Raw genomic sequence first — 11,776 nt, 5'->3', positions numbered from 1 at the left:
CGACCGGTCGGACCTGCCGGTGAGTCGCGCCGGGGTGTTCCGGGTGGCGGGAAAGCCGAGGTTATGAATGAGATCGCATGACCGTTTTGTCATGTGACCATCCATGAGCATCAACACTTCAGGAGCCACACGATGCGCCCCATCAGAGCCGCCTGTCTCGGCACGGCCACCGCCCTGGTTGCCCTTCTCGCCTGGGCCCCTGCCGTGACCGCAGACGCGACGGACTCCCCTGCCGCCCACGCCAAGCCCCAAAAGCAACGGGTCATCACACTGACCGGCAGGCTCGCGCAGCAGTCGCGCTTCCCCGTCAACTCCAGCGGTCCCTCCCAGGGTGATCGGACCGTCGTCCGCTCGACCCTCCATGACGCGGCCGGCAACCAGGTCGGCGAAACCGGCGGCACCTGCACCACCACCCGGGTCGCCGAGGGCGGAGCGGAGGCGTGCTACGTGACCTACGTCCTCCCGGGCGGCCAGCTCTCCGTGCAGGGGATGGTCTTCGGCATCGTCCCGGGCCCTCCCGGTTCGTTCGACAACGCGATCACCGGCGGCACCGGGGAATTCGACCGGGCTCGTGGCTCGGTCCACGTCGGGCCGATCGTCAACGGCGCGAGGACATTCACGATCCACCTGAAGTGACCGGCCCCGCCCCCGCCCGTCGAGAAGGCCCGACGCCCCCTAGGGGGCGTCCGCCGCCTCCTCGGTCAGGCCGGTGACCTCCTGCACGTGCCGCAGGCTGGGCGGGGCGAGCACCTCGTTGAGCTGCTGGAAGATCTGCCGCGCGGCCACCGCGTTCCAGTCGGCCGGGAGCAGCTCGGCGGGCAGTCCGGGGTCGAGGTACGGCAGGCGGCGCCACTGGGTGAGCATGGGCACGTAGTGGCGGAAGGCCTCGGCGCCGTCGATACCGGGCTGCCCGGTCAGGGCCGCGGCGACGGGGCCGTACGCCTGGGTGAACCCGGCGTACTGCTCCTCGATCGCCGGGAAGTCCCACCAGGAGCTGACGGTCCCGGGCAGGTCGCTGAAGGCGGCGTAGTCGGCGGCGAACAGGTGCACGTAGTCGCTGAGGCCGAGCCGTACGAGCATGTCACGGGCGTCGCCGAGGAGTCGGCCCGGCGCCAGCCACACGCCCGGGGCGATGTTGCCGAAGCCCAGCCAGGTCAGCCGGGTGCGCAGCTGGTAGCGGTAGGAGCGCTCGGACTCCGGTACGGAGAAGACGGCCATGGCCCAGCCGTCGCTCAGCTTCGCCGGCTCCAGGCTGCCGAAGATGCGCCGGTCGCCCTCGTCGAAGACGGGTTGCGCACCCGGGCTGAGCCGGTAGCCGGTGGCGCCCCGGCGTTCCGGTTCGAGGACGCCCTTCTTCTTGAGCCGGGAGATCGCCGAGCGCGCCGCCGGGCCGTCCACGTCGAGCTCGGACATCAGGGTGATCAGATCGGCGACGGAGATCCAGCCTCCGAGCCGTCGCAGGAACGCCCCGTAGACCGTGTTGATCAACGAGCTGGGCCTGAGGGGACTGTCCGCCATGATCGCCTTCCGTCGTCTGCGGTGGCGATCCTACCGACCTGGGCGAACGCGGCGCCGCCCAGGTCACGGTCCCCGCGGCCGGGGTCAGAGGCGGGCGGCGCGCTTGAGCAGGCCCAGGTCCACGAACTTGAAGTCGGTGTCGGTCCGGGCCTCCCCGTCGGGTCCGGTGGTCGCGGGGGTGTTGTGGCCGTCCTGGACGACCAGCAGGCCGTTGGGGAACTTCCTGCCCAGCGGTTCGCTCGTGACCGCGGCGCCGTCGCTCTCCTGGGCGCCGTCCGGCGAGCTCGGCCCGGCGCCGTCGCCGATGCGGAAGCCGCGGACGTACGCGTTGCCGTGCCCGCGGTCGAAGACGGCGAAGGTGTCGTCGCCCTGGCTGGAGGCCAGCAGGTAGCCGCGGCGGGCGGGCTGCGCGGGGTCGCGCCAGATGGTCAGGCCCTCGACGTCGGCCGCGATGTGCCGGCCGCCGAAGCCGGGGTCGGCGCCCGCTGTGCATTCCTCGGTTGCGGGGTTCCAGGTGCCGGGTACGCCGTAGGAGCGGACCTTCTCGATCAGGCGTGCGGGTGACCGCAGGTCGGCGTCGAGCTTCCAGATGCCCACGTCCTCCTGGCCGGCGTAGAGGTCACCGGTGTCGGGATCGATGACCATGCCCTCCACCTGGGGTTCCTCGCCCGGTTCCGCGCACGGTGCCCACGCCTTTCCGTCGGGCAGGGTGAAGGAGGAGGGCAGCGAGGTGGTGCGGACGGTGCGGTAGCCGACCTTTCCGCCGGCGTTCGGCAGGAGCTCGGCCAGCGCGAGGGCTGTGGCGTGGCGCCGGCTGGTGACCGCGTACGAGCGGCCGCTGCGGCGGTCGGTGTAGGCGGCGAGTCCGTAGGCGGTCCGCTGCTCGTTGACCTCGTCCTGGCCGGCGGAGAAGACGTGCGGGGCGGCCGTCTCGTCGGTGACGTCGACCAGCGGGGCGGTGGGCCGCTTCGGGTCGATCCGGTAGACGCGCAGCTGGTCGCGGCCGCGGTCGGAGACGACGGCCACGTCGTGGCGGCCGTCCGGGAAGCGGAGTCCGCTGATCAGGTCGACGTTGTTGAAGCGGCCGGGCATGTCTCCCTCCCGCGGCGGCGGGGGCGCCGGCAGGCTCTGCACCTGACGGCCGTCCAGGTCGTAGACGCGCAGGCCGCCCTCCTTGGCGGTGGCGATCACCAGGCTGCGGTCGGGGTTCTTCGCGTTGCGCCAGATCGCCGGGTCGTCGGCGTTCGCGTTGCCGCCGGCCTCGTCGTCGAAGAGGGAGGGCGTCTCCACGGAGGCAGACACCCGGGGCAGCGGCGGCGCCGAGGCGTCGCGGGCGTGCGCGGGCACCGCGATCACACCCAGTGCCACCACGGCCGCCGCGGTCACGGCCGGGGTCCGCCTGCTCGGGATCACGCGCATCTTGCCTCCTGGTGAGGGGTACGGGGTCGGGCCGGCCGCGTGGTGCGCGGAGTCGTCCGGCGCTCGGCGGCGGGCCGCCCCCACCGTGGGCCACCTGCGGGTGGCCCCCATGGAGCTAGCGTGACGTGCACATGACGGCACCGTGAAATCCGGCGCGCCCGTGGTCCTGCCGGGGGCGTTCCCAAGGGCGCTCCCGAGGACACGCCGGACAGCTCACCAGAGCGGTCGCCCGAGAGGTCGCCCGACGGGGCGCCCGAGGGCTTCCTTAGCGGAACGTTAGATCTGCGTGGCGAACCTTGTCCGGGTACGACCGCCGCCGCATGCTCTGGACACTCCCCCGCCACCGGGGCAGTTCTGCCGTCTCTCATCAGGGACTTCCGTCTGGAGCCGCCATGTCCTCGTCCGTCGTCATGCCCGCACCGCCGCCCGGGGACGAGCGCAGGAAGCGCCGTCTCGCCCTGGTCGGCGGCTCGCTGGGCAATCTCGTCGAGTGGTACGACTGGTTCGTCTACGCCAGCTTCGCAATCTACTTCGCCGACTCCTTCTTCCCCGGCGACAACCCGACCACCCAGCTGATGAACACGGCGGGGATCTTCGCCGTGGGCTTCCTGATGCGCCCGGTCGGCGGCTGGATCCTGGGGCGCGCCGCCGACCGGCACGGCCGCAAGAGTGCGCTGACCCTCACCGTCACCATGATGTCGGTGGCCGCGCTGCTGATCGCCGTGGCACCGACGTACGGCCAGGCCGGGTACTTCGGCGCCCTGGTGCTGCTGCTCGCGCGGCTGCTCCAGGGGATGAGCATCGGCGGCGAGTACGCGGCCAGCGCCACCTACCTGACCGAAGCGTCCGCCCGCAACCGGCGCGGCCTTGGCTCGTCCTTCCAGTACGTGTCGATGACCTGCGGCCAGCTGCTCGGCCTGGGCATTCTGATCACCCTTCAGCACACGTTGACCATTGCCCAGTTGGAGAGCTGGGGCTGGCGGATTCCCTTCGTCGTCGGGGCGTTGTTCGCGGTGGTCGTCTTCTGGCTGCGGCGACGCCTCCAGGAGACCGACGCGTTCAAGGAGGAGTCGGCGGCGGGCGAGGAAGCCCATGACGACAGCACGCGCGGCACGCTCAAGGCCCTGTGGCAGTACCGGCGACAGGCGGGGCTGGTCATGGCGCTCACCCTCGGCGGCACCGTGGCGTACTACACCTACACCACCTACCTCACCAAGTACCTGGTCGGCAGCGCGGGCATGGAGAAGACCACCGCCACGCTCGTCAGCTTCACCGCGCTGACCCTCTTCGCCGTGCTGCAGCCCTTCGCCGGCATGCTGTCCGACCGGATCGGCCGCCGGCCCCTGCTCATCACCTTCGCGGTGGGCTGCACCGTCGGGACCTACCCGATCATGACCGCCCTCGGGTCCGCGTCCTCGTACTGGTCCGCGCTCGGCCTGTCCCTGCTGGCCCTGGTCATCATCACCGGCTACACCTCGATCAACGCGGCGGTCAAGGCCGAGCTGTTCCCGACGCGCGTGCGCGCGCTGGGCGTGGCACTGCCGTACGCGATCGCCAACGCGCTCTTCGGCGGCACGGCGGAGTACGTGGCGCTGTGGTTCAAGAACAGTGGTCACGAGACCATGTTCTTCTGGTACGTCTCCGGGTGCGCGCTGATCTCCCTCGTGACCTACGTCCTCATGCCGGACACCCGCAACGCCGCGCTCAGCCGCGCCGAGGCCGAGGAGGACGGCGGCCTCGCCCCGGGTCCGGACCGGCCGGCGACGGCTGCGGCCGAGGCCGCACGCTGATCCGTCCCCGGTGGCCCGGCGCGCCGGCTCCCGTAAGCTGCTGCGCCGGGTCACGGGGGCTCCGGTGGCCGGGGTCCAGTCACAGGTCACAGGTCACAGGTCACGAGGAATTGTCTATGCACGCGCTTCTCGTCGAGGACGACGACCGCATGGCCCAGGCCCTCGGCACGGCCCTCGCCCTGCGCGGGCACACCGTCCGCCGGGTCGGGCGTGCCCTGGACGCCCTGCGGCACGCGCGCGAGGCCGAGTTCGTCCTGCTCGACCTGGGCCTTCCCGATCTCGACGGGCTGGAGCTGCTGCGGCGGCTGCGTACCGTATGCGACGCGCCGCTGATCGTGGTGACCGCGCGGTGCGAGGAGCGCGACATCGTGCAGGGGCTGCGGGCGGGCGCCGACGACTATGTGGTCAAGCCGTTCCGCATGGCCGAACTGATGGCCCGCATCGATTCCGTACGGCGCCGGACGGACCCGCACCCGGGCCGTACCGAGCCGATCACGGCCGGGCCGCGCCCCGTGCGCACCGGTGACGTCGAGGTCGACCTGTCGGGGCGGACCGTCACGGTGGCGGGCGTCGCGGTGCGCCTGACGCGGCGCGAGTTCGACGTACTCGCCTTCCTGGCGGCCCGCCCGGACGAGGTGCATTCCCGCGAGGTGATCCTGGACCGGATCTGGGGGGACGCCTTCCTCGCGGCCTCCCGCTCGCTGGACGTCCATGTGGCGGGCATCCGCGCCAAGACCGGCCGCTCCGGCCTGGTGCGTACCGTCCGGGGGTTCGGCTACCAGCTCGGCACCCCGACGGCCGCGCCCGATACAGGGGGCGGCGACCCGGGCGGCGAGCGGTGAGGCGCAGGCTCCTCGCGGTGCTGATGGTGCTGATGGGGGCGGCCGCGCTGCTGCTCTGCATCCCCCTGGCGGACGCCTCCGCACGCGGTCGTACCGAGCACCTGCTCCTCCAACGGCGCTCGGAGGCCGTACGGTTCGCCGATCTCGCCGACCGGATGCGCACCGCCGCCGATCGCGCGGAGCTTTCGGCCGAGATCAGCCGCTACGCCCAGCTGTACGGAGCGGGGGTGGTCGTGGTCGACACCGCGGGGGCCACGGTGGCCCGGGCCGGGACCGGGCCGGCGGCGGAGGCCGCCACGGGCGCGGCCGCCGACTCCGACGCCCGCCGCCGCGCCCTCACCGGCCGTTCCACCGACCGGCTGCCCACCCTTCTCCCCTGGGGCCCTCGGACCGTCGTGCTGGCCGAGCCGGTGGGCCGGGACGAGCGGGTGAGCGGGGCGGTCCTGATGGCCGTACCCACCGACGCCGCCCGCCGGGACGTGGCGGCCCGCTGGTCGCTCATCGCCGCCGGGGCGCTGACCGCCTTCGCGGCGGCGGCCCTGGTCGCGGCCGGGATCGCGCGCTGGCTGATGCGCCCCGTGCGGGACCTGGACCGGGCGGTCGAGCGGCTGACCGCCGGCAGCCTCCAGGCCCGGGCCGTGTCCGACACCGGCCCGCCGGAACTGCGCCACCTGCGCCGGCACTTCAACGCGATGGCGGAGGCCATGGCCGACTCCATCGGCCGCCAGCGCGACTTCGTCGCCGATGCCTCCCACCAGTTGCGCAATCCGCTGGCCACGCTCGTCCTGCAGCTGGAGAACGTCGAACCGTACCTCGCACCCGGGCCCGGCCTGGCCGAGCACGGCCGCGCACTGGACGAGGCGGAACGCCTGGAGGAGCTGCTCGACGGCCTGCTGGCGCTGGCCCGCGTGGAGTCCGGCACGGCGGAGCCCACCGTCCAGGACGTCGCGCGGGCGGTGCGGGACCGGGTGACGGCCTGGGCTCCGGTCTACCGTGCCGCGGGCGTGCACCTGACGGCGTCCTGTCCGGCCGGGGACCTGTCGGCGCGCGCCCTGCCCGACGCGGCGGGCCGGATCCTGGACGCGCTCCTCGACAACGCCGTCAAGTTCGTCCCGCGGGGCGGCCGCGTCGAGGTGCGCGCCACGCACGGGACGGACGGGAGCGCCGTCGTACGGGTCACGGACGACGGCCCGGGGGTTCCCGAGGAGCAACTGCCCCTTCTGCTCAGGCGCTTCGCGCGCGCCCCGGAGCATCAGAACGTCCCCGGCAGCGGCCTGGGCCTGGCCATCGCCGACGAGATCGCCCGCATCAGCGGTGGTCGGCTCGACGTCAGCGGCCATGTGCCGCACGGTCTGGTGGTCGAGCTCCGGATCCCGGCGCCGTGAGGTCTCAGCCGTACACCGACCGGTAGTACGCGACGGCGCCCGCGTGGAGCGGCACCTCGCCGGTCGAGATGGCGAACCGGGGCTCCAGCCTCGCCCCGGCCGTGACCTCCCGCAGCAGGTCCCGCCACCGCTCGAACACCACTTGGAGCAGCTCGCGCACGGTGTCCTGCGGTACGTCCGCCCGTGCCAGCAGGTAGTTGCCGACCCCGATGGTTCCCACCGGCTCCGTCAGGCCGTACACCCCGGCAGGGAGCGTGACCGCCGTGTAGACGGGGGCGTAGCGCTCCCGGAGCGCGCCCACGTACGCGTCGAGGGGGAGGAAGCGCAGTGGCAGCTCGCCCGCCAGCTCCGACAGCGCCGGGGTGGGCACCCCGCCGGACCAGAACAGTGCGGCGACCGACCCTTCGCGCAAGGCGCTCACGGACGCGGCGAGGCCCAGCTGCCGCTCGTCCGCCGTCGCCGCGGGTGCGCCGTTCAGCCCGGCGGCCCGCAGGACCCGTTCCGCCACCACCCGGACCCCGGAGCCGGCCGCGCCGGCCGCGACGGGGCGTCCGGCGAGGTCCTTCACCGAGTGCACGGGCCCGTCCGCCGGGACGAGCAGGTGCGTGTAGTTCACATAGACCCGGGCCAGCGCCGTCACGGCGGTCGGACGGGGGAAGGACTCCCGGCCCAGCGCCGCGTCCTGGGCCACGTCCGCCATGGCCAGTGCCAGCTCCACCGACCCCTCGTCCAGCTTCCGCAGGTTGTTCACGCTGGCCGCGGTGCTCACCGGGACGATCTCGATCCGGCGGCCGCCGGCGGCGACGGCCTGCGCCAGGGCCTGCCCGAACGCGTTGTACGGCCCGCCCTCGGGCCCCGTCGCGAGCCGTAGCCGCCGTACCGGCCCGGAGTCCCCCGCGCACGCGGCCAGCGCCACGGCCAGGGCGCCGGCCCCGGCGCCCATCGCCTGCCTCCGGTTCACCACTGGGCTGGTCACGGCGCAAGCCTAGGCCGTCCGTCCCCGTCAGCCGGCGCCCGCCGGCTGCGGCACCCCTGCGTTGGGTTCGTTCCCTCCCATGTCGAGCCGGAAGGGCGGGTACGCGTCGGTCATGAGGGTGGCGTAGACGACCACCCGCAGTATCCAGCGCGTCAGACCCATGAGCAGGTCGAACAGGGCGCGCGGGTAGCTCCCGGTACATGCCAGGACCACCACGGCAACGAGGGTGAGCAGGCCGATGAGCCCAGAGGAGAAGGGGCTGTAGTCCTCGATGTACCGGCAGGCGTTCCAGCCGCTGGTGACCAGCAGTACGACCACGAACAACTGTGGTATGACGAGGAGCCACTTGACCAGGACCAGTCCGCGGGACAGCCGCTGGGGGTAGGCGACCTCGACGCGTATCGGGTAGTCGGGCACGTCCTTGAGGGTGAACGGCGGATAGTCGTCGGTTCCGAGCACCGCAGAGGAGTAATAGCTGACGCGTGTGCTCCAGCGTATGACGCCGACGTTGAAGTCGAAGAGCGGTCTGGGGTAGCTGCCGGTGATGAGGATGCCGAAGAACGCGATGACGCTCAGCAGCAGAAACGCGATCTGCAGGAAGAGCAGGACGACATAGTGCGGGATGGCGAGGATCCACTTCACCAGCCACATCCATCGGGTCAGTCCGGGATCGAGGTTCGCTTCGACACGCAGGGGGTGGACGGAAGCAATCATCGCTGCCACAGCCTTTCTCGCACGGGGCTCGCTTCGATACGGCCCGCAGTGCGTGTGCTCCGCGTGAGCCGCCCTCTCATTGAGCCCCGGCGGCCGGATACCCGCCTGCCACGGGATCGCGTGACACGAGAACACGTGGCTTGACGGCCGGCTGTATCCGGAACCCAGGCTTCGGCAGCCCATCGGACCTGGGAATACGGGGCCCGGGGCCGGCTGGTCGCCGCTGTCGAGCCACGAAGTTCCGGGAGGTGCTATCCCGCCCGGCCCGCCGGGGCGTTCCTGCCCGGCCTCGCGCTGCCGTTGTCGCCTTCGCCTTCGCTGTCTCTGTCTCTGTCTCTGTCTCTGTCGCCGGAGATCGATATCGACAGCCCTTCGGTCAGCCATTGATGAGCCACCGTCATATTGAGCACGCGCCCGCCGGTCGCTGTGCCGACCAGGGCCCAGTAGCGTTCCAGGCGGGGGTCGAAGCCGGATGACCTGGACACCAGCTGATGCAGGTACGTGCGGAAGGCGGGGGTGTCCGACTCCCGCCGGGCCCGTGCATGGGCGGATACGAAGGCGTTCACCGCGTCCCCCGGGCCGGGCGGCAGACCCCGTGCCACCGCGGCGGCCGTCAGGGCGGCCGCCTCGTCGATCTCCCCGTAGAAAGCCGGGGCGTCCCGCATCTCTTCCTCGTGGTCCTGGGTCCAGCGGGTGAAACCGGGGGTGGCGACGAGCAGATGAAGCTCGGCGTAGGCCAGGGCCGAGGCCGGATCGGGGTCCTGCGGCGGGCCCGGTGACAGCATCGCGATCATGATGTCGAGCCGGTGCTCGGGCATGGTCGCGGACAGTTGGCGGTACCAGTGATCGGTGAGGCTGCGATGGGCCTCGGGGAGCCGCTGCACGCGCGAGAGGATCTCGAGGCGCCGGAGCCGTTCGTCACCCGTGCAGTCGTCGAGGGACATCAGCGTGGCCTGGCGCCACCGCAGTTCGGTCAGCCGTTCCTCCACGGCTTCGAGCTCGGTCGCCACGAGTTCGCCGAGGGCGCGCTCCCCGGTGACCACCTGCGTGATGCTCGCGATCGGAGTGTCCAGCGCCCGCAGGCGTCGGATCAGGCGGATCCGCTCCCACGCATCCGGGCCGTAGCGGCGATGACCGCCGGTGCTGCGGCCGGCCACGGGCAGCAGACCGCTGTCGGAGTAGTAGCGAAGGGTCTTCACCGGGACGCCCGTTCCGGCCGCGAGTTCACCGATGCTCCATGTGTCGTGCGTCATAGTCCCTTGAATCTCCAGCGCGGGGGAGGTCCTAGCGTACGGAGAACCGAGCGCATCGGGACGAACGGGCGACGGGCCACGGTGCCCGCCGCCCGGGCCTCGCCCGATCCCCTCCGTCCCGTCCGATCCCGTCCGACCAGGAACGGTGGATACGCATGTCCCCGACCACGACAGCACCGCGTCCGTGCCGACGTCACCCGCTCCGCGCGGTGCTCTTCCCCTTGCTCTGCGCGCTGGCCCTCCTCATGGCCACCGCCCTGCCGGCGTCCGCCGCACCACCCGGTTCCCCGTACTCCTCGGGGCAGAACGGCACCGTCGTACAGACCGACCGCGGCCTGGTACGCGGCGTGTCGCACGGCTCGTACACGGCCTTCAGCGGTGTTCCCTACGCCGCTCCGCCGACCGGACCGCTGCGCTGGCGGGCCCCGTCGCCTGCTGCCCCCTGGCACGGCGTCCGCGATGCGACCACTGCGGCTCAGCCCTGTGTACAGATGCCGGCGCCGGGTGCGGGAGCGGTCATCGGGTCCGAGGACTGCCTCTACCTCAACGTCACGACACCGGCCTCCAGGCCGGCCGGACAGAAGCGGCCCGTGCTGGTGTGGCTGCACGGCGGTGCGTTCCTGGGCGGGTCCGGCAACGACTACGACGCCGGATCACTGGCAGTACGGGGCGACGCGGTCGTCGTCACGGTCAACTACCGCCTGGGGGTCTTCGGTTACTTCGGCCACCCGGTGCTGGGCTCCGCCCCGCCGTTCGGCCTGGCGGACCAGCAGGCCGCACTGCGCTGGGTGAAGGCGAACGCCGAGCGCTTCGGCGGTGACCCGGCCGGTGTCACGCTGTTCGGCGAGTCCGCGGGGGCCCTCGGCATCTGTGCACACCTCACCTCGCCGACGGCCGCCGGCCTCTTCCGGCGGGCCGTACTCCAGAGCGGTTCCTGCTTCACGTCCTTCCCCCGAGGTGCCCTCGGACCCGGAACTCCGGCGTACGAGCCCTTCGCCTCCCAGCACGCTGTCCAGGCGGCCGGTACGGAAGCCGCCCGGGGTCTGGGCTGCGCGACGGGCGGCCGGGACGAGGTGCTGGCGTGCCTGCGCGGTCAGAGCACGGACCGCCTCGCCACCACGCAGCTGATGCAGTCCTTCAACCGGCCCGCCTTCGGCAACCCACTGCTGCCCGTGGCGCCGGACCTGGCGATGACCTCGGGACGCTTCCACCGCGTGCCGGTCCTCCAGGGCACCAATCACGACGAGATGCGGATGTTCGTCGGCCTGTCGCTGGCCGCGTTCCCCATCCGTACCGAGGAGGACTACCGCGCCCGCCTGGTGGACGCCTTCGGGCCGGCGGCCCCGGCCGTCGAGGAGCGGTATCCGGCAGCACAGCACCCCACGCCCGCACTGGCCTGGGCCGCGGTGCTGACCGACCGGTCCTTCACGTGCACCACACTGGAGGCGGCCCGCGCCATGGCCGCTCACGCGCCCGGACTCCCCCTCTACGGCTACGAGTTCAACGATGCGGACGCTCCCGTCCTCGCAGGTCTGCCGGCGAACCCCGGCTTCCCCTACGGCGCGGCACACGGGTTCGAGATGCCGTTCCTGTTCACCTCCTTCCCCACCGGGAAACCGCTGGACGACGCCCAACGCGAGCTCTCCGACGGGATGACCGGGTACTGGACGAACTTCGCGCGCACAGGAGACCCGAACTCCCCCGGCGCGCCGTTCTGGCCCGTCCAGCGCCCCTCGTCACCCGACACGCGCTCGGTGCAGTCACTGGCTCCAGGACCGGGCGGGATCCGCCCCGTCGATGTCGGTGCCGCCCACCACTGCTCGTTCTGGGGCCGCGTGGCCCGATGAACCGTACTGCTCCCCGGCGGGCAGGAGCTTGA

Annotated in this window: 10 protein-coding genes; 5 read left to right on the top strand and 5 right to left on the bottom strand. The window is 72.2% G+C overall.

Annotation, left to right across the window (positions count from 1 at the left end; genetic code table 11):
* Positions 1-132 precede the first annotated feature (132 nt).
* Positions 133-636 carry an allene oxide cyclase barrel-like domain-containing protein gene (locus OG753_RS38885; protein WP_405792269.1) on the top strand — a complete coding sequence of 168 codons (504 nt, stop codon included), beginning with the start codon at positions 133-135 and terminating at the stop codon, positions 634-636.
* A 39-nt stretch (positions 637-675) separates the two neighbouring features.
* On the opposite strand, the gene OG753_RS38880 is transcribed toward OG753_RS38885, so the two are convergent.
* Positions 676-1,518: a PaaX family transcriptional regulator C-terminal domain-containing protein gene (locus tag OG753_RS38880; RefSeq protein ID WP_405792267.1), complete on the bottom strand. Its 843-nt coding sequence runs from the start codon at positions 1,516-1,518 to the stop codon at positions 676-678.
* Between the two features lie 84 nt (positions 1,519-1,602).
* Positions 1,603-2,937, bottom strand: coding sequence for a phytase (locus tag OG753_RS38875; protein WP_405792265.1), 1,335 nt, complete (start codon positions 2,935-2,937; stop codon positions 1,603-1,605).
* A 410-nt stretch (positions 2,938-3,347) separates the two neighbouring features.
* Here OG753_RS38875 and OG753_RS38870 point away from each other — a divergent pair, with 410 nt between their 5' ends.
* The 3 genes from OG753_RS38870 (at position 3,348) to OG753_RS38860 (ending at position 6,954) form a co-directional block, all read left to right on the top strand.
* A complete protein-coding gene (locus OG753_RS38870; RefSeq protein ID WP_405792974.1) occupies positions 3,348-4,727 on the top strand; it encodes an MFS transporter in 1,380 nt (459 codons plus the stop codon).
* A gap of 116 nt (positions 4,728-4,843) precedes the next feature.
* On the top strand, positions 4,844-5,569 hold the full coding sequence (locus OG753_RS38865; protein WP_405792263.1) for a response regulator transcription factor: 726 nt from the start codon (positions 4,844-4,846) through the stop codon (positions 5,567-5,569).
* Positions 5,566-6,954, top strand: a complete 1,389-nt coding sequence (locus tag OG753_RS38860; RefSeq protein ID WP_405792261.1) for an ATP-binding protein — start codon at positions 5,566-5,568, stop codon at positions 6,952-6,954. The genes OG753_RS38865 and OG753_RS38860 overlap by 4 nt, the downstream gene beginning before the upstream one ends.
* Before the next feature lie 4 nt (positions 6,955-6,958).
* Here OG753_RS38860 and OG753_RS38855 read toward each other — a convergent pair whose 3' ends face one another.
* The 3 genes from OG753_RS38855 to OG753_RS38845 all read right to left on the bottom strand — a co-directional run bounded on the left by OG753_RS38855 (position 6,959) and on the right by OG753_RS38845 (position 9,897).
* On the bottom strand, positions 6,959-7,930 hold the full coding sequence (locus tag OG753_RS38855) for a TAXI family TRAP transporter solute-binding subunit (protein ID WP_405792259.1): 972 nt from the start codon (positions 7,928-7,930) through the stop codon (positions 6,959-6,961).
* Positions 7,931-7,957: 27 nt separating this feature from the next.
* Positions 7,958-8,644 carry a DUF4389 domain-containing protein gene (locus OG753_RS38850; protein WP_327266469.1) on the bottom strand — a complete coding sequence of 229 codons (687 nt, stop codon included), beginning with the start codon at positions 8,642-8,644 and terminating at the stop codon, positions 7,958-7,960.
* 251 nt (positions 8,645-8,895) lie between these two features.
* Entirely contained in the window at positions 8,896-9,897 is a 1,002-nt protein-coding gene (locus OG753_RS38845; protein ID WP_405792257.1) for a MerR family transcriptional regulator, read from the bottom strand.
* Between the two features lie 209 nt (positions 9,898-10,106).
* Between OG753_RS38845 and OG753_RS38840 the strand changes: the two genes are divergently transcribed.
* The gene (locus OG753_RS38840) at positions 10,107-11,744 is read left to right on the top strand and encodes a carboxylesterase/lipase family protein (protein WP_405792255.1); all 1,638 of its coding nucleotides are present in this window, start codon (positions 10,107-10,109) and stop codon (positions 11,742-11,744) included.
* Positions 11,745-11,776 lie beyond the last annotated feature (32 nt).

It is taken from the genome of Streptomyces sp. NBC_00029 (assembly GCF_045160505.1).
Lineage (GTDB): Bacteria > Actinomycetota > Actinomycetes > Streptomycetales > Streptomycetaceae > Streptomyces.
Note: the sequence above shows the minus strand (reverse complement) of the source record. Positions and strands in the feature narration are given on the sequence as shown.

Excerpts from the sequence above, each read along its gene's own strand:
- OG753_RS38875 (WP_405792265.1), bottom strand. The coding sequence starts at position 2,937 with ATGCGCGTGATCCCGAGCAGGCGGACCCCGGCCGTGACCGCGGCGGCC.
- OG753_RS38870 (WP_405792974.1), top strand. The coding sequence starts at position 3,348 with ATGCCCGCACCGCCGCCCGGGGACGAGCGCAGGAAGCGCCGTCTCGCC.
- OG753_RS38845 (WP_405792257.1), bottom strand. The coding sequence starts at position 9,897 with ATGACGCACGACACATGGAGCATCGGTGAACTCGCGGCCGGAACGGGC.
- OG753_RS38850 (WP_327266469.1), bottom strand. The coding sequence starts at position 8,644 with ATGATTGCTTCCGTCCACCCCCTGCGTGTCGAAGCGAACCTCGATCCC.
- OG753_RS38885 (WP_405792269.1), top strand. The coding sequence starts at position 133 with ATGCGCCCCATCAGAGCCGCCTGTCTCGGCACGGCCACCGCCCTGGTT.
- OG753_RS38880 (WP_405792267.1), bottom strand. The coding sequence starts at position 1,518 with ATGGCGGACAGTCCCCTCAGGCCCAGCTCGTTGATCAACACGGTCTAC.
- OG753_RS38865 (WP_405792263.1), top strand. The coding sequence starts at position 4,844 with ATGCACGCGCTTCTCGTCGAGGACGACGACCGCATGGCCCAGGCCCTC.